Annotated in this window: 16 protein-coding genes; 1 reads left to right on the top strand and 15 read right to left on the bottom strand. The window is 39.9% G+C overall.

Features of this window, described 5'->3' with window-relative positions; translation table 11 throughout:
- Positions 1–665 precede the first annotated feature (665 nt).
- The 7 genes from ESP02_RS02980 to treR all read right to left on the bottom strand — a co-directional run bounded on the left by ESP02_RS02980 (position 666) and on the right by treR (position 5,320).
- On the bottom strand, positions 666–1,040 hold the full coding sequence (locus ESP02_RS02980) for a hypothetical protein (RefSeq protein WP_002372588.1): 375 nt from the start codon (positions 1,038–1,040) through the stop codon (positions 666–668).
- Positions 1,041–1,156: 116 nt separating this feature from the next.
- Positions 1,157–1,639, bottom strand: a complete 483-nt coding sequence (locus ESP02_RS02985) for a low molecular weight protein-tyrosine-phosphatase (protein WP_025478272.1) — start codon at positions 1,637–1,639, stop codon at positions 1,157–1,159.
- A 52-nt stretch (positions 1,640–1,691) separates the two neighbouring features.
- The gene (locus ESP02_RS02990) at positions 1,692–2,270 is read right to left on the bottom strand and encodes a TetR/AcrR family transcriptional regulator (RefSeq protein WP_002290530.1); all 579 of its coding nucleotides are present in this window, start codon (positions 2,268–2,270) and stop codon (positions 1,692–1,694) included.
- A 28-nt stretch (positions 2,271–2,298) separates the two neighbouring features.
- On the bottom strand, positions 2,299–3,300 hold the full coding sequence (gene ruvB, locus ESP02_RS02995; protein ID WP_002372581.1) for a Holliday junction branch migration DNA helicase RuvB: 1,002 nt from the start codon (positions 3,298–3,300) through the stop codon (positions 2,299–2,301).
- A 12-nt stretch (positions 3,301–3,312) separates the two neighbouring features.
- Positions 3,313–3,915, bottom strand: a complete 603-nt coding sequence (ruvA, locus tag ESP02_RS03000; protein ID WP_002290528.1) for a Holliday junction branch migration protein RuvA — start codon at positions 3,913–3,915, stop codon at positions 3,313–3,315.
- Between the two features lie 168 nt (positions 3,916–4,083).
- Positions 4,084–4,530: a peptide-methionine (R)-S-oxide reductase MsrB gene (gene msrB / locus ESP02_RS03005; RefSeq protein ID WP_002309788.1), complete on the bottom strand. Its 447-nt coding sequence runs from the start codon at positions 4,528–4,530 to the stop codon at positions 4,084–4,086.
- Between the two features lie 76 nt (positions 4,531–4,606).
- Entirely contained in the window at positions 4,607–5,320 is a 714-nt protein-coding gene (gene treR, locus ESP02_RS03010; protein ID WP_002372578.1) for a trehalose operon repressor, read from the bottom strand.
- Between the two features lie 222 nt (positions 5,321–5,542).
- On the opposite strand from treR, the gene treP reads away from it, so the two are divergent.
- Complete coding sequence (treP, locus tag ESP02_RS03015; RefSeq protein ID WP_038398342.1) at positions 5,543–7,531, top strand: PTS system trehalose-specific EIIBC component; 1,989 nt, start codon at positions 5,543–5,545, stop codon at positions 7,529–7,531.
- A gap of 85 nt (positions 7,532–7,616) precedes the next feature.
- Here the strand turns inward: treP and ESP02_RS03020 are convergent, their stop codons facing one another.
- The 8 genes from ESP02_RS03020 to ESP02_RS03055 form a co-directional block, all read right to left on the bottom strand.
- Positions 7,617–8,177 (bottom strand): nucleoside triphosphate pyrophosphatase, encoded by a 561-nt coding sequence (locus tag ESP02_RS03020; RefSeq protein ID WP_002372573.1) that lies wholly within the window; start codon positions 8,175–8,177, stop codon positions 7,617–7,619.
- A 20-nt stretch (positions 8,178–8,197) separates the two neighbouring features.
- Complete coding sequence (gene mutL / locus ESP02_RS03025) at positions 8,198–10,306, bottom strand: DNA mismatch repair endonuclease MutL (RefSeq protein WP_002372572.1); 2,109 nt, start codon at positions 10,304–10,306, stop codon at positions 8,198–8,200.
- A 17-nt stretch (positions 10,307–10,323) separates the two neighbouring features.
- Entirely contained in the window at positions 10,324–12,969 is a 2,646-nt protein-coding gene (mutS, locus tag ESP02_RS03030; RefSeq protein ID WP_146925979.1) for a DNA mismatch repair protein MutS, read from the bottom strand.
- Positions 12,953–13,369, bottom strand: a complete 417-nt coding sequence (locus ESP02_RS03035) for a YlbF family regulator (RefSeq protein ID WP_002372570.1) — start codon at positions 13,367–13,369, stop codon at positions 12,953–12,955. The genes mutS and ESP02_RS03035 overlap by 17 nt, the downstream gene beginning before the upstream one ends.
- Complete coding sequence (locus ESP02_RS03040) at positions 13,344–14,141, bottom strand: TIGR00282 family metallophosphoesterase (protein WP_002290518.1); 798 nt, start codon at positions 14,139–14,141, stop codon at positions 13,344–13,346. Before ESP02_RS03040 ends, ESP02_RS03035 begins: the two co-directional genes overlap by 26 nt.
- Before the next feature lie 410 nt (positions 14,142–14,551).
- Positions 14,552–15,325 carry a Cof-type HAD-IIB family hydrolase gene (locus ESP02_RS03045; protein ID WP_002309794.1) on the bottom strand — a complete coding sequence of 258 codons (774 nt, stop codon included), beginning with the start codon at positions 15,323–15,325 and terminating at the stop codon, positions 14,552–14,554.
- Between the two features lie 19 nt (positions 15,326–15,344).
- Complete coding sequence (locus ESP02_RS03050) at positions 15,345–15,980, bottom strand: DNA alkylation repair protein (protein ID WP_025478267.1); 636 nt, start codon at positions 15,978–15,980, stop codon at positions 15,345–15,347.
- 28 nt (positions 15,981–16,008) lie between these two features.
- The gene (locus ESP02_RS03055; RefSeq protein WP_025478266.1) at positions 16,009–16,806 is read right to left on the bottom strand and encodes a formate/nitrite transporter family protein; all 798 of its coding nucleotides are present in this window, start codon (positions 16,804–16,806) and stop codon (positions 16,009–16,011) included.
- Between the last annotated feature and the right edge of the window lie 127 nt (positions 16,807–16,933).

A 16,933-nucleotide genomic window follows, 5' to 3' on the forward strand; every position in this document is an offset into this window, starting at 1 on the left:
CCTGATACACCAACACAACTGACCCTTTCATCTGCCACGTCAATACATGTTTCTCTCGAATTTTATCTATCCATTTTTATTTTATCGCAACTATCAAGGCTTCTATTCCTATTATTTCTTTTTAAAGAAAAGATAGTTCATGACTCATGGGAATCGCTGGATTTGTAAAAAAAGGTTGTGAAATCAGCGCCTTGGCTTAAGTATTAGAAAAGCAAAACAGCAAAATATAAGGAGCTATTTTACCGTTTTTTGAACTAATACCAAAGGGTAGCTGATTGCACAACGTGTCTTTTTATAGTATAAAATTTTAGACAAATATATGATATAAAAATAAATTTCGCAAAAAAACTTAACAACTTTCGAAAACTTTCGTCACAAAATATTCACAACTAATGACTATTATATAAGCATACCAACAAACAACCCTAACAACACTTTTTCATTTTTAACTCCTTATCCTGCTAGCTCCCCGGCTAGCAGGACCTTTTTTTATCAAAAAAACTTGTCCCATACAATCGATTCAACTAATCAACCGAATGCTGTCATGCTGTGTTACTCATCGTAAAACGTTTCGTTTTATCGATATCCGCTTAAAGCATTCGGTTATTTTTGATTAGTAATGATTGATGGTACAAGCTCATACGTGCTTTTCTATCTGGTATAAATTATTTTGATAACCGTTCCTGTTCTCCTGCTGGCGAAAGGATTGTTATTTTTTCAATTTGTTCTACGGGAACCATGCGGATCTGCTGCTCTTCGTTTTGTAGGCGGATCATTACTCGGTCTTTTTCGACCGTTTTTATCGCCACCCAACCTGAGATTGTTTCATACTTGCTACTCAAACGATTCGCTCTTACTTGTAAGATAACTAAACTATGTTCAGTCGCAGCTTTTTGTAGCTCAAGAATAAACTTTCCTTGCAATCGTACATTCTTAGCATGTTCTTCAGTGTCATTTACAAAAGAATCAAAAAGTTGATACGAGGTATGAGTAACTAACTTCGTAAGCTTCTTCATTGGTGATACTGTCTCTTCGTTCATCGAATGCACTCCTCCTTTAGCTAAGAAAGTGTTACTTAATTAATCTTATTTTACCTTACATTTTACAAAAAAACAAGGAAATGCTCTAACGTCTCCCAAAAAAGAAAGCGCTAATTTTAGAAACTGTTTGTTATTTTATTTTCATCCATCCAAATGTCCCACCAATGATCTAACCCTTCTGTGATCAATTGATATGTCTCATCAAAGTTATTGGTATAGTATGGATCGGGAACATTTTCTTTTTCTTTTCCAGGGATGCTACTTAAAAACAAATGGATTTTTTCCTGTGCTGAGCGTGGTGCTCTTCTTTTCAGTTCTTCTACATTTTCTTGATCCATGCCAATGATCCAATCAAAAGTTTCAAAATCGTGGGGTGTGATTTGACGAGCAACCATATTCGTCATATCTACATTTTCTTGGTTTAATATTTTTTTCGTTCCAGGGTGCGGTGTCTTTCCAACTTCATACGTACTTGTAGCAGCAGAATCCACAAAAAATTCTGCTTCCTTTCCTTCTGATGCTATTCGTTTCTTCAACAAGCCTTCTGCCATTGGTGAACGGCAAATATTTCCCAAACAAACAAATAAAATTTTTGTCATTTTCCCATCTCCTTTTAACGATCATGGATTTTTCAACAAAAGATTGTTTCTATTACTGTTCTTCCAACTCTTCTTTTGCATAAAGACGATAAGAATATAATTCCGTATCCTTGGCTAAACGGAAAAGCTGCATAGCGATTTCCATCGGTGTTTCTTCATATTCATTCGTGATCCAATTGACTAACACGCCGCTGCAACCGTAAGAAAAAAAACGAGCATAAAATAGTTTATCTTTTGCAGAAAGCTGCCTTTCTTCATCCATTTGCTCAAAAATCTTGATAAAAGATTTTTGGATTAGTTGAGAGAATTCTTTTTGTAAAATTTCTTGGTCAGAAAGCACAGTATTTGCGTAAAACTCTTTCTTTTCAGCAATTGCTTTCAGCATTTTCAATGCTTGCTCTTCCCAATTATCAAGAGTAAGACATTGCGGGTCTAAATAATGCAAGGCATCCTCACAATAGACCCAACGAAGCAAATCGTATTTATCTGTAAAATGATAATAAAATGTTTGACGATTGATTTTTGCTTCATTTGCGATTTTTTGGACGCTGATTTTTCGAAAAGATTGTGTTTGGCACAAATCAATCAATACGTTTTTGATCAATTGTTTCGTACGTGTTGTATCACTCATTCATTTTCCTCCAATCTAAAAGCAAAAATCACATATGATAGTCGTAGCCGAAATGTTCATAAGCATAAGCCGTAGCCATTCGCCCTCTAGGTGTACGCTTTAGAAATCCTTTTTGGATCAAGTACGGTTCATACATATCTTCGACTGTTTCTCGTTCTTCTCCTATATTTACGGAAAGCGTGCTTAATCCTACGGGTCCGCCGCCATATAATTCGATCATCGTCCGTAACAATTTCTGGTCAACATAATCCAAACCAGCTTGATCGACTTGTAGTAAAGTAAGTGCCTGATCTGCTATAGGACGATCGATTTTCCCATCTCCTTGAACTTGCGCAAAATCACGAACCCGTTTGAGTAAGCGATTCGCGATTCTAGGCGTTCCTCGCGATCGGCGAGCAATTTCCAATGCCCCTTCTTCAATAATCTCTGTTTGAAAAATATCCGAAGAACGTAAAACGATCTCCTGCAGTTCCTGTTCGTCATAATATTCCATATGTGAAATGATGCCAAATCGATCGCGTAAAGGTGCAGAAAGCATACCTGCTCGCGTCGTCGCCCCAATCAAAGTAAAGGGAGGAAGAGGGAAATGGACCGGATGTGCGGTTGGTCCTTGTCCTACCATGATGTCTACATAAAAATCTTCCATGGCCGAATAAAGCATCTCTTCTACTACTCTAGGCAATCGATGGATCTCATCGATAAATAGGACATCCCCTGCTTCCAGTTCATTCAAGATCGCTACTAAATCACCCGGACGTTCGATAGCGGGGCCGCTTGTCGTACGAATGTTCACGTTCATCTCATTAGCAATGACCATAGCCATCGTCGTTTTCCCTAATCCAGGAGGCCCATACAACAGAACATGATCTAATGGTTCTTCCCGATTTCTGGCAGCTTCGATGTAGATCTGAAGTTCTTGTTTGACTTTTCTCTGCCCGATATACTGAGAAAGCAGCTGCGGACGAAGAGATTTTTCCAAACTCAGTTCATTTTCGCCAGTTTCTGGTGATAACAAGTATTCATCTGTCATTTGGTCTCCTCCTTATTTTTTCATCATCAGCTTGAGTGCTTGGCGTAAATACTCATCCGTTGTCTGATTATCGACTTCTTTTAATTGTTTTTCTACACGTTTGATTTCTCTATCACTGTAACCAAGAGCTGAGAGAGCCTCCATTGCTTCAGATAGAGCGGTAGCGTCTTTTGTATTTGCTTCATCGAATAGACTGAAGGGCGTATCGATACTCAGCTCACCAAATTTTCCTTTTAGATCCAAGATCATTTGTTGCGCCGTCTTCTTCCCTACCCCTGGAAATTTTGTCAAATAAGTGACGTCACTGGATTCCACTGCTTGGATCAAACCGGAGTGGTCTTCACTTGCCATGATCGCAAGAGCACTTTTTGGTCCGATTCCTGAAACACTGACTAATCGCAAAAACAGTTGTTTTTCTTCTAAAGAATCAAATCCATACAAAAGATGCGCATCTTCGCGGATCACCTGATGGACATAAATTTTTATTTTTTGATTTAGTTTGCTGCTGTAGCGGTAAGGATTTCCTAGTGCGATCTGGTAGCCGATACCATTGGTTTCTACTACTATGTAATAGGGGTTGATAAAGGTAACCACACCTGTCAGATATTCATACATATTCTAGTCCTCTTTCTTTTGCACACATACGTTCCCTTTATTGTAGCACATTTCCCCTTGTGAAAAAAGGAGTCTGGGGAGCGTTTCTTTCAAATAGCAATCGCTTGAATAAAAAAGAGCGGACGATCGAGTGAAGCCCCGTATTGTACCGCTCTTTTTGTATTTTCATTATTCTACCAGTGATTTGTATTCGCCATAACCGAGTTCATCCATCTTTTCATAGGGAATGAATTTTAGTGAGGCAGAATTGATGCAGTAACGCAGACCGCCTTTATCTACTGGGCCATCGGTAAATACATGTCCAAGATGAGAGTTTGCTTCTTTGCTTCGAACTTCTATTCGATGCATGCCATGAGAAAAATCGGCTTTTTCGCGTACTTGTCTTTTCGCTATTGGTTTGCTGAATGATGGCCAGCCACAACCAGCGTCATATTTTTCCGCAGAGCTAAATAACGGTTCGCCGCTGACGATATCGACGTAGATCCCTTTTTCGTAAAAATCATCGTATTTTCCGGTAAATGGACGTTCTGTTGCATTTTCTTGTGTGACTGCATAAGCCATCGGTGATAATTTTTCTTTCAGTTCTTCTTTTTCTGGTCTTGTTGGTTTATCCATTAAAAATGCCCCCTTTGTGATCCTATCATAGCGCCAAAGCAGACAGATGCCAACAATTTGCTTTCTTTCGAATCATTTACACTTTTCGGCGCCGGGCAAACTCAACGAAACGGAATTTATCTAATCGGTGTACCGACTCAGAATACTCAAAACAGCGGGTATCTTCCAAATGAACAAGACTTCTGACGACTACTGCGTAAGTATCATCGTGAAGATCCATCGTTGTTTTCACGATATCTGTTACTTCTTCTACTGTGATTTCCTTTTGTGCGTAAGCAATCGTTAAAGAAAGCTCATTTTCAAAATATTCATAGATCGATCCTTGTGCTTGTACTGGGGTTAAATGAGGAACGATCTCCTTTAATAGATAATCAGTATCTAATATAACCACTTCGCCGTCGATTTTTCTTTCGCGTATCAAATGCCAGACAGGTGCACCAATCTCCCAGCCAGTAATCTCATTCAGTGCTTTTGTTACTTCCGTTTCTTTTAACGTATGAACAATCGTTTCACTTGGAATACGTTGGGTTTCCTGTAGCTCTTTATAGCTTGTCAGTCCAGAAATAGGAAAATCAAAGCGGTTTCGATCTAGTACGATCGACCCTTTTCCTTGTTTTTTTTGAATATATCCTTCCGTCGTCAAAAGATTCAGTGCTTTTCTAATTGTTTCTCGTGAAACACCGTAGATTTTGATCAATTGGTTCTCACTAGGCAAAAGCGAATGCGGAGGATATTCTTTCGCTAAAATTTTCTGTTCCAAATCTAAAAAAATTTCATTGAACTTGTTCATGTTTTTTCCCTCACTCGTTCTTCCATCATTTCTTCACTATACTACAGCTCTTTTTGTATTTCAATGTTCCTCTTTTTAAGAAAAGCTTATTTTATGCTTTTTAAAACGATATCATTTTTCTGGATGTTTTTGAATAAAACGCTTGCAATTCTTCCTAAAAAAAAGTATAGTAAACGAAGAAGCAACTTGCATAGACAAGTTAAAAGAAAGGGGGTTATTGATATGGCAAAGTATCAAGCAGACGCCGAGAAACTGCTACATGATATCGGCGGAAAAGAAAATATTGCTGCAGTTAGTCATTGTGCAACTCGTATGCGTTTTGTCCTAAATGATCCTGGAAAAGCAGATCAAAAAGCAATCGAAGATATTCCTAGCGTGAAAGGGATGTTCACGAATGCTGGGCAGTTCCAAGTCATCATAGGAAACGATGTTTCTACTTTTTATAACGACTTCGTTGCAGTATCCGGAGTTGAAGGGGTTTCCAAAGAACAAGGAAAAGCAGCAGCAAAACAAAACCTTCATCCCGTACAACGCGCCATTGCCGTCTTGGCAGAAATCTTTACACCACTGATTCCTGCAATTATCGTCGGCGGATTGATCCTTGGGTTCAGAAATGTACTTGAAGGTATCCAGTTTGAAAGCCTTGGTGGAACGATCGTTGAACACTCGCAATTTTGGAATGGCGTCAATGCCTTTTTATGGCTGCCAGGTGAAGCAATTTTCCATTTTCTTCCAGTAGGTATCACTTGGAGTATTGCGAAAAAGATGGGTACTACACAAATATTAGGAATCGTTTTAGGAATTACATTAGTTTCTCCGCAATTATTAAATGCTTATGGTGTAGCTTCCACAGCCGCAGCAGATATTCCATTTTGGGATTTTGGTTTTGCTCAAGTCCAAATGATTGGTTATCAAGCACAAGTTATTCCAGCCATGCTGGCAGGGTTTATGTTAGCGTATCTAGAGATTTTCTTCCGCAAATATATCCCTCAGTCGATTTCAATGATCTTTGTTCCATTGTTTTCATTGTTACCAACTGTTTTAGCTGCTCACGTTATTTTAGGTCCTATCGGATGGACAGTCGGAAGCTGGATTTCAACTATCGTAAATACCGGGTTGACGTCTTCTATCAGCTGGTTGTTTAGTGCTGTATTCGGGTTCCTGTATGCACCTTTAGTAATTACTGGTCTCCACCATATGACCAATGCGATTGATATGCAGCTGATTGCAGATTTCGGATCAACAAATTTATGGCCGATGATTGCTTTATCAAATATCGCCCAAGGCTCTGCAGTCTTAGCCATCGTCTTCTTGCATCGTGGGAACAAAAAAGAAGAACAAATCTCGATTCCAGCAATGATTTCTTGTTACTTAGGCGTAACTGAACCTGCGATGTTCGGAATCAATTTGAAATACGTCTATCCTTTCGTCGCAGCAATGGTCGGTTCTGGATTAGCTGGCATGTTTGCCAACTTGATGGATGTTCGAGCAAACGCGATCGGAGTAGGTGGTTTGCCAGGAATACTAGCTATCCAAGCAGAAACATGGGTACCTTTCATCATCGCCATGATCATCGCTATCATCATTCCATTTGGCTTGACGATCGTCTTTAGACGTCAGGGAATCTTGAATAAGATTGATCCTGCTGTTCCTGAAAATGCTGCTGATGTACAGCTTCAAACAGCGAATGGTGCAACAGCAACGCCACAGTCTTTCGAACCTGTTTCAGCAACTGGTACGGCAGTTGCAACAAAAGAAACATTATTCGCAGTGGCTGCTGGGAACATCAAGGAAATTACTGAAGTAAATGACCCAGTTTTCTCACAAAAAATGATGGGTGACGGTTATGCTGTCGAACCGTCAAACGGCAAAGTCTATGCACCAGTAAATGGTAAAGTAACGAGTGTTTTTGAAACAAAACATGCCATTGGTATTCTTTCTGATGAGGGGCTGGAAGTACTTGTTCACATGGGATTAGATACCGTTGAACTAAAAGGCGTTCCTTTCACTGTATTCGTGAAAGAAGGAGATCTTGTCACACCAGAAACTCTGATTGCTGAAATGGAATTGCCAGAAATCGAACAAGCTGGTAAGAAAACTGACATTATTGTTGCTTTAACTAATAACGAAAAAGTTGCTGGTCTATCCCTTGACCAATCAGGACTTGTTCGCCCAGGCGAAGCAGTCGGTAACGCTGAAGTAAAATCTTAGTCAGAGTAGATAAGTAATCTTTTCAATAAAAAAGACGGGCTATCATGGATTTTCAATCGAAAATCAGATAGTCCGCTTTTTTTGTTTAATTGAATGTTTTCAGTGCCTGATTGACAGCACCAATTGGAAACCCTACGATACTGTAGTAATCTCCAGAGATTTCTTTGACGAATACACTTGCAGCATTTTGGATGCCGTATGCCCCTGCTTTATCCGCATAGTCTCCCGTCTCCAAGTAACGATTGATTTCTTCATCTGTCAGTGGATAAAAAGTGACATGTGCTTCTGCTAGTATTCGTTCTTCTCGCTCCTTTGTTTTTAAAACAACTGCTGTGTATACAGTATGTGTTTCCCCACTTAATTTTTTCAACATGACTTCAGCCTCAGCCATATCTTCTGGTTTACCCATGATCTCCTGGTTGAGAACAACAGTCGTGTCGCTAACAATCACTAAGCTGTCTTTCTTTTCTTTTTGTTCCCAAACAGTTCGTGCTTTTTCTTCAGCCATTCTGCGTACATAATCGACTGGCAGTTCGTCTGGAAATGGCGTTTCATCAATATCAGCAGGTTCGATCTCGAATTCTGAAACGATGTGAGCCAATAACTCTTTTCTTCTTGGTGATTGAGATGCTAGTATAATCTTCATGTTTCCCTCTTCTCTCTGACTTAATGCGGGTCTTGGATCCGTTTGAACATTCTTTCCATATCCGAGTTGGTAAAGTGAATCAATACTGGGCGGCCATGGGGACAATTGAACGGATTTTCGCATTGTGCTAAATCTTTCAGCAGCACACGTGCTTGTGCTTCATTCAAATAATGGTTGGCTTTGATCGATCGTTTACAGCTCATCATGATTGCTGTTGCTTCACGGAATTTTTTTACGCTCACACTTCCTGTCGTCAGTAGCATGTCGATCATCTCGCGAATAATCGATTCTTCTTCACCATTGGGATACCAAGTGGGATGGGCCCGTACAATAAAGCTGTTTTGACCAAATTCTTCTAAATAAATCCCTGCATCTTCTAGCAAATGCTTTTGCTCTTTTAGTTTCAAAGCATCACTGTTTGGATAGTCCAACACAAATGGAACAAGCAATTCTTGCAAATCATCAGATACTTCCCCAATTTTTTCCCGGAAATATTCATATTTGATACGCTCTTGAGCAGCATGCTGATCGATGATGTACAATCCTTCGCTACTTTGGGCAAAAAGATACGTTCCGTGCATCTGTCCAAAATATTCCAATTGAGGAAAACGTTGAACTGGTTTTTCCGTTTCTAGTTTCTTGATCGCTTGTTCTAATGTTTTGTCGTTTCCTTGAGTGAAATCAAATTCAGGGTGGAGTGTCAATTCTTCCTCGTAAATCTGTTCATCCTCTTCCAAGGATATATCTAGTTGTTCTTTATTTATTTCTTCCGTGTTATCCACAGTAGGAATTTCTTTCTTTTCAGATTTTTCCACTGTTTTTTCTACAAAGTTATCAACATTTTCACCAAACTTATCCACCGTTTTCGCTGTTTTTTCTGGATAACTGGTGTTTTCTTCAGAAAAACCAGAAAAGTTTTCAACATTTTCCACAGACTTATCAACAGATCTGTCAACAAATGTGCTCTTTGGTTCTTCTACAAAAAAGGTTCCTGTCTCTCGGTCAAAATTCAAACTACTTGGCTTTTTAGGTTTTTCTTCTTCAAAAGCGTAGGACAAATCGATTTCGATTTGTTCCGTTTTAGGCTGATCTGGTACTTTTTTCTTGAACCGTAGATTATCCGCGGCACTTGGGATCAGGTTTTCTTGGGACAATGCTTGTTGAATGGCGTTACTAATTAGCTCTGTTAGTTCTTTTTCCTTCGACAACCGGACTTCCTGCTTCGTCGGATGGACATTTACATCGACTAAAAGCGGGTCCATCTTGATTTCCAATATAGCAATAGGAAAACGGCCGACCATTAATTTTGATCCATAACCTGCAACGATTGCTTTATTTAAGGAAAAATTCTTGATAAAACGTCCATTGATGATCGTCGATAAGTAATTCCGACTGGCACGAGTCACCTCTGGCAATGAAACATAACCAAATAACTCAAAATCTAGATCTTTTCCTTCGATTTTCAACATTTTTTTAGCGGTAGATAACCCGTAGATTCCCGCAATCGTTTGCTTCAGATCGCCATTTCCAGCAGTTGCCAACATTTTGTTTCCATCATGTACTAAACGAAAAGCAATTGTTGGGTGACTTAATGCCAGACGATTGACGATGTCCCCGATGTTTGCTAATTCTGTGTGCAGTGTTTTCACGTATTTCAAGCGGGCTGGTGTATTGAAGAATAGGTTGCTGACGGTAATCTTCGTTCCTTGACGCAGAGGTGCTGGCCGATGCTCCATGACCTCGCCGCCTTTGAGCGAAAGATAAGTACCTTGGTTTTCTTCCTGATTCGCCGTTTCCAGAGTCATTTCAGAAACAGAGGCAATACTTGGCAAAGCTTCCCCTCGAAAGCCTAGCGTTCGTATGCGAAAAAGATCGTCGCGATTATGGATCTTACTTGTCGCATGCCGCTTGAAGGCATTCTCTACGTCGTCTGCCAAAATGCCTTCTCCGTTATCAATCACTTGGATCGTCCGCAGTCCCGCTTCTTCAACTAAGATATCAATCTGAGTACTACCGGCGTCAATTGCATTTTCCACTAATTCTTTCACGACGGAAGCTGGTCGTTCCACTACTTCTCCCGCAGCGATCTGATTAGCTAAACGTTCAGATAATTCTTGGATTTTGGCCATCGATATCCGCCTTCTTCCTACAGTTGTTTTTGTAATTCATATAATGTGTTTAGTGCATCCATTGGCGTCATTTCTAGTAAATTTATTTGCTTCAGTGATTCAATGACTTCTGTTTCATTTTCGGATAATTCACCGAATAAAGAAAGTTGTTGGTTTTCTTCTTTGACACTGTCTTGTATAGGGTCTTGGTTTACTTTTTCTGCAGGTGGTTTTATTTGCTCCTGTTTGGCTGTTTTAGTCTTCTCTTCTATTTCAGCTGGAACAGTATGGTGTCCGTTATCGCCATTTTCTAGCGTATGCAGAATATCTGCTGCTCGCTCTAGTAGATTGGCAGGCAACCCTGCGATTTTTGCCACATGTATACCATAGCTTTTATCCGCAGGTCCATCCATCATTTCATGCAAGAAGACAACTTCTCCGTCTTTTTCAACAGCTCCAACATGGACATTTTTAAGCTGCGGAAGTTCTTTTTCAAGTACCGTCAGTTCATGATAATGGGTAGAAAAGAGTGTTTTTGCTTGTACATGACGATGGATATATTCGATGATTGCTTGGGCCAACGCCATTCCGTCATAGGTTGCTGTTCCTCGCCCGAGTTCGTCAAACAAAATCAAACTGTTTGGCGTAGCATAACGCAGGGCTTGATTGGCTTCCATCATCTCTACCATAAAAGTACTTTGTCCAGCAATTAAGTCGTCACTTGCACCAATTCGGGTAAAAATCCGATCAAAAATAGGTAAAACTGCTTGTTTTGCCGGAACGAAACAGCCCATTTGCGCCATCAGAACAGTTAATGCCAACTGGCGCATATACGTACTTTTACCAGACATATTCGGTCCTGTAATCAGTAAGATCATTTCGTCTTCTGCCATTTCTACGCTGTTAGGGATATATTCCTGATGTCCTAATACTTTTTCTACTACAGGATGTCGTCCGTCTTTGATCAGAAGCTGATGCTTGTCACTGACAAGTTCTGGCCGAACATACTGATAGCGTTCGCTGATCGTTGCAAAACTTTGTAGCACATCTGCTGTGCTGATTGCTTTTGCAAGTACTTGTAGCGGCTGGATAGCCTTTTTGACTTCTTCTCTCACAGCTAAAAACAACTGATATTCTAAATCAACAGATTTTTCTTCTGCTTCGAGGATTTGTGTCTCCAATTCTTTTAGTTCTGGCGTGATGAAACGCTCTGCATTTGCTAAGGTTTGTTTTCGTTCATACTTCTCCAGTTCTGCATTTCCAAGATTTGCTTTTGTGATTTCTATATAATAACCGAAAACGCGGTTAAATCCGATTTTTAAGTTCTTGATTCCTGTTTCTTGACGCTCTTTTGCTTCAAGTTCTGCTAGCCACTTCTTTCCGTTTCTCATAGCAGAACGGTACGTATCGAGCTGCTCATTGAATCCATCTTTGATGATGTTTCCTTCCGTTATTTGTAACGGCGGATCATCTTGGATAGCTTGGTCGATCAATTGGACGAGATGGTCCATCGGTTGCATTTCTGAAAGCAGGCTTTGCCATTGACCTTGATCGATTCCTTCAATCAACCCTCTGATCATTGGCACTTGTTCTAAAGAAGTTTTCAACTGGATCAAGTCTCGCCCATTGACATTACCGAAAGCTACTCGACCTGCTAGGCGTTCCAGATCATAGACTTTCGTTAATGCTGACTGCAAATCGATACGTTCAAAATAACTGTCTAGCAAAGAAGCGACCATTTCTTGTCTTGCTTTAATTTGTTTTGCCTGGATAAGCGGACGGTCTAGCCATTGTTTTAATAAGCGGCCACCCATTGCTGTTTTTGTTTCATCTAACAACCATAGAAGAGTGCCGTGCTTTTTCCCAGTCCGAATAGATTGGCTTAATTCTAGGTTAAATTTTGAATAATAATCCATTTTCAAAAAATGATCTGGTTGGTATTCTACTGCTTTTTGGATATGAGCTAAACTCCGCTTTTGTGTCACCGATAAATAAGTCAATAGTTTGCCGGTTGCTTCTTTTTCCAGCGGATCGACTAGTTCGCTTGTCAAAAAGCTAAATTCCGCGTTTTCTTCCATCTCATTTTGTTGAGAAAAGACTAGCCCTAAACGCCCGCTTAGCTGTTCACGAAGGGTATCAGTGATCTCACTGCCTAATACGAGTTCTTTTGTCTGCAATGCAGAGGCTTCATTTAAAACAGCTTCTTCATCATGCAACCGGGCCGTCTTCAATTCTCCCGTACTTAGATCGGCATAAGCAAAGCCAAATTCATTTCCTTGGCTAACTACAGCTGTTAAAAAATTGTTGTCTTTTGCCGACAATCCTTTGCTGTCCATGACTGTACCAGGAGTGACTAGCTGGATCACTTCGCGCTTGACCATCCCTTTAGTCGTCTTTGGATCTTCTACCTGCTCGCAAATCGCTACTTTATAGCCTTTTTCAATCAAGGCATCGATATATCCTTGTGCTGCATGGTGAGGGACACCGCACATAGGAATAGGTTCTTCTGCATTTCGATTTCTGCTCGTCAACGTTAATTCCAAAAGCTGTGATGCCTTGATCGCATCTTCATAAAATAATTCATAAAAGTCTCCTAAACGATAGAACAAAAAAGCATCTTGGTATTGTGCCTTGATGCTTAGATATTGTTCCATCATAGGAGTGTTTTTAGTTTTTTGAGGCATGTTTTTCCTCCTCTATTTGTCCATTGATTTCTTCTTGTATCATCGTTGTTAAATGATGAAGCAGATCATCTGCTTCCAACAGCTGTTCTCTATAAGCTACAACAAGCGGATGCTGATCAAATTCTTTCATGAATTGATCTGCTCGCTTGATTGCTTCTTGTTCTGCTGCTGGTTTGTCATAGTGGGCAAAATGAACAGCTTCTTTTTGCGCTTGTTTGATTTTCTCTCTCAACTCAGCTAAATACTGGTTTTGCTGGATCTTTTCTTCAAGTTCTTTGTAGCGAATGATCGTTTCATTTTCTCTTAAAAGTTTTGTCAGTTTCCTTACTTCTTTTTGAATTTCCGGCTCCTGCTGCAAAAAACTGCCTCTCTTTCTACTCCATGAACGGTCGATCCTCATTGATTTGAATCAGCTGGATTTCTTTTGCATGACCTGTCGTATCATCCAATTCTAAGATACAGCCGCTTAAAATCGATCGGCCTTGTTCGACAACTTCAAAACGTTTTGGTAATGCGGTCAGAAACTTTTCGATCACAGGTTCTCTGCGCATACCCAAAATACCATCATAGGGTCCTGTCATCCCAACGTCTGTCAGATACGCTGTGCCTTTTGGCAAAATTCGCGCATCATTTGTCTGGACATGTGTATGTGTACCGACCACTGCTGAAACTTTCCCATCTAAAAACCAGCCCATCGCTTGTTTTTCACTTGTTGTCTCTCCATGAAAATCTACAAAAATGATTGGCGTACGTTTCCTAGCTTCTTCTACTAGTTCCTTCATTTTACGAAAAGGATCATCCAAGTCCACCATGAAAGAACGAGCTTGCATGTTGATTACTGCCAATTCGATCTGATTCACTTTGACAAAGACCATCCCTTGTCCAGGCGTCCCTTCCGGAAAATTTGCCGGCCGAACCATCTTTTTGGCTTCATTTACAAACTCAAAAATCCCGCGGTTGTCCCACGTATGATTTCCCATCGTCACGACGTCTACACCGTCTTGCAAAAATTTTTTATAGATTTTTTCTGTGATTCCACGTCCAGAAGCGGCATTCTCACCATTTACGATCGTTACTTGCGGACGATACTTCTTCTTCAACCTAGGAAGATATTCAGTAATCATCTCTCGTCCCATTGAACCTACTACATCACCAATAAACAATACCCGCACACTAAATTCCTCTTCTCTTTTAACATCACTCTATATTATAGTTGTTTTCAATAAGAAAGAAAAGGTCAAACAAAAGGAACTCTTTCCTGATATTTCTTAGATTTGAAAAATAAAATAAAGAAATGGGACGGTGATAAAAGTCTTATCACCGTCCCATTTCCCGAATAAACGTTGTTCCATCTGCTGCTTCTTCAGAAATAAGCCGAAATTTTTCAAAAATTTGAGAAGCAATTTTCATAAATCTCTTCTTATTACTTGAAACTGACCACTTCTGTCACGACATCTTCCTTAAACGGTGTTCAAAAGCTTGCATCTGCGGTAATAAGCCCAGCCAAACGAAAAATAGGAGGAGCTATTTTTGTTTGGCTGGGCTTATTACTTGATGCAGAACAGCTTTTTCACAACCTCTTTTAAATCACACTTAACTCTTTCAATGCCTTCCAGATACCATCTTGATCATTTGTATCAGTGACCATCTTGGCTTCTGCTTGTACTTCTGGCACAGCATTCCCCATAGCTATTCCGATCCCTGACATACGCAACATTTCACGGTCATTTTGTCCGTCACCAAAGCTGATAATATCTTCATGCGGGATACCTACTTGTTCTGCTAAGTGTAGGATCGTCGCCGCTTTAGAACCGTTTTGGGGAACGACATCTACACTGTTCTCATGCCAGCGGACAAATCGAATCTTATCATATGAAGAGAATTTTCCGTCATATGTTTGATCGAAAAATGCTAACGCTTGATAGATTTCTTGTTCCTCTGCAAAAAACTGATCTAGTTCAGGCAAGACAGCGCCGAAAGAATGCATCGCCTCTTCCATCACCGTTACATCATTGGAAGAAGAACGTTTGATATTGTCTAAGCTGACAAAAGCTGTGTCGATCTGTTCATGATGCGCTTCCTGGACGAATGCATCTAACTGTTCGCGATCTAGTAAATTCTTATATACTTGTTCATGGTCTAAAAAACCGGCCGCTCCATTACATAAAATGTAGTTCGTAAAATCCAGATCTCGAATGACTTCTTGCGCATGGAATCGGCTCCGCCCTGTAGCAATCGTGACCAGATGACCGGCTTTGCGTAATTTTTCCAATGCTTCTCTCGTGCTATCTAAAGCTTGTTTATTTGAATCTAACAACGTTCCATCAATATCAAAAGCAAATAATTTGCGTCTCATCTCTTGTCGTCTCGCTTTCTTATAAATACTTGCTTGCCTCTCGAACAGCTAACTTGCTCAAATCTGTTGTCAGCTGACTTTTTACCCAAGCGGCATCGGTCTTACTATAATCACGCAATGCCCAACCGATTGCTTTTTGGATAAAGAATTCCTTTGTTTGACGGTCTTCGTCTATTGCTCGGATCAATAGTGCTGTGTCTGTTTGCTGTTTATAACCTAATTGCAACGTGATTGCTATTCGACGCAACCAGAAATCTTCCTTTTTTTCGAACAACTGAAAGACTTCTTTACGTTGCTCTGGATGGGCTTTACACCATGTACTGTATACTTTTCTCCAAGAATCGATGCTGTCCCACCATTCTTTTTTCTGGACTAGTGGTAACAATGTAACTATCTCTTCAAAGGTAAGACGTTTGATGTTTTTTTGGACTAAATCGATCGCCACATACTGATATTCTCTTTCGATTTGTTCATAATAATAATGAACAAAAGCTAAAACTTCAGAAACAGATAAATGTTTGCTTTCATCCAATAACGGCTGTTGCAAAAGAGCGCGTTCCGGCTTAGGTACCCCAGCAAAAGGAAAGAGATTTTTCATGTACTTTTCCATTTGTAACGCTTTTTCTTCATTTTTTGGAAAAACTAACACTTCCATGGTATTTCCTCCCTTAATGAACGACTTTTTAGTCCACATAGGATGATTTTGATTGATTCAGCCAAGCATAACCCAGTCCCATCACTAAACCGCCACCAATATAATTCCCTGCCAAAGCAAAAAACAAATTATGTAACACATTGCTGGCTGTCATTCCATCCATCTGGCCTTGAGAAGCAAAGTAAGCAAGCGTAAAGGCAGGAAAATTCGCTATCACGTGTTCATATCCTAAAAAAGCAAAAATGAAAATAATGAATACGACCGTGATTACTTTCCCAGCATCCTCTTTCATCCGCATGCTGATCAGTACAGCGGTATTGACAACGATATTCGCAAACATCCCTTCCACCAAAATCGTTGTTGCAGGTTTTGCTAGTTTTACTGCTATTGATTCTAACATAAAGTTGTCCAACGTTAAATCTTGAAATGGCGTAGTCATAGAAATAAGAAATCCACATAACATGCCGCCAATCATATTGAAAAAAATACAGGCAAATAGAATCTTGGCTGCCTTACTTAAAGCAAGTCTCTGCCGAAAAACACCCACGGTCATATAAAGCATATTCGATGTTCCTAATTCGGCGTTCATGTATAGAATCATGACCAGACCCCAGCTGAACATAAATGCGTATAAAATCTTTCCTAGACCGTGCGCGATATCTTCCCCCTTCATCGCAATCGCAAATGCCACAGCCGTTCCTAAAGTCAAAAACAAACAGGCAAGAACCGCTCGAACAGCGTAACGTGAAAAGCTGTTTTCAAAAAGGTTCGCCTTCTTTTCAATTGAAGCATCGATTTTCTCAAATAATGGTGATACCGGATTCATTGATTTTCTCCTTAAACTTCTTTCACTTTTTTTCCATTTGCACATACCTTCTCATTTTATAAAGAGAGCCTAGGTTTGTAAAGCGTTTTTACGCACTAATTATCTTGACATTCATGGATGATCTATC

The sequence above is a fragment of the Enterococcus sp. NBRC 3427 genome (assembly GCF_007996925.1).
GTDB lineage: Bacteria > Bacillota > Bacilli > Lactobacillales > Enterococcaceae > Enterococcus_B > Enterococcus_B lactis.

Excerpts from the sequence above, each read along its gene's own strand:
- ESP02_RS02985 (WP_025478272.1), bottom strand. The coding sequence starts at position 1,639 with ATGACAAAAATTTTATTTGTTTGTTTGGGAAATATTTGCCGTTCACCA.
- treP (WP_038398342.1), top strand. The coding sequence starts at position 5,543 with ATGGCAAAGTATCAAGCAGACGCCGAGAAACTGCTACATGATATCGGC.
- ruvA (WP_002290528.1), bottom strand. The coding sequence starts at position 3,915 with ATGTATGAATATCTGACAGGTGTGGTTACCTTTATCAACCCCTATTAC.
- ESP02_RS03020 (WP_002372573.1), bottom strand. The coding sequence starts at position 8,177 with ATGAAGATTATACTAGCATCTCAATCACCAAGAAGAAAAGAGTTATTG.
- ESP02_RS02990 (WP_002290530.1), bottom strand. The coding sequence starts at position 2,270 with ATGAGTGATACAACACGTACGAAACAATTGATCAAAAACGTATTGATT.
- ESP02_RS03050 (WP_025478267.1), bottom strand. The coding sequence starts at position 15,980 with ATGGAAGTGTTAGTTTTTCCAAAAAATGAAGAAAAAGCGTTACAAATG.
- treR (WP_002372578.1), bottom strand. The coding sequence starts at position 5,320 with ATGAACAAGTTCAATGAAATTTTTTTAGATTTGGAACAGAAAATTTTA.
- msrB (WP_002309788.1), bottom strand. The coding sequence starts at position 4,530 with ATGGATAAACCAACAAGACCAGAAAAAGAAGAACTGAAAGAAAAATTA.
- ESP02_RS03035 (WP_002372570.1), bottom strand. The coding sequence starts at position 13,369 with ATGAGGATCGACCGTTCATGGAGTAGAAAGAGAGGCAGTTTTTTGCAG.
- mutS (WP_146925979.1), bottom strand. The coding sequence starts at position 12,969 with ATGCCTCAAAAAACTAAAAACACTCCTATGATGGAACAATATCTAAGC.
- ruvB (WP_002372581.1), bottom strand. The coding sequence starts at position 3,300 with ATGACAGATGAATACTTGTTATCACCAGAAACTGGCGAAAATGAACTG.
- ESP02_RS02980 (WP_002372588.1), bottom strand. The coding sequence starts at position 1,040 with ATGAACGAAGAGACAGTATCACCAATGAAGAAGCTTACGAAGTTAGTT.
- ESP02_RS03055 (WP_025478266.1), bottom strand. The coding sequence starts at position 16,806 with ATGAATCCGGTATCACCATTATTTGAGAAAATCGATGCTTCAATTGAA.
- ESP02_RS03045 (WP_002309794.1), bottom strand. The coding sequence starts at position 15,325 with ATGAGACGCAAATTATTTGCTTTTGATATTGATGGAACGTTGTTAGAT.
- mutL (WP_002372572.1), bottom strand. The coding sequence starts at position 10,306 with ATGGCCAAAATCCAAGAATTATCTGAACGTTTAGCTAATCAGATCGCT.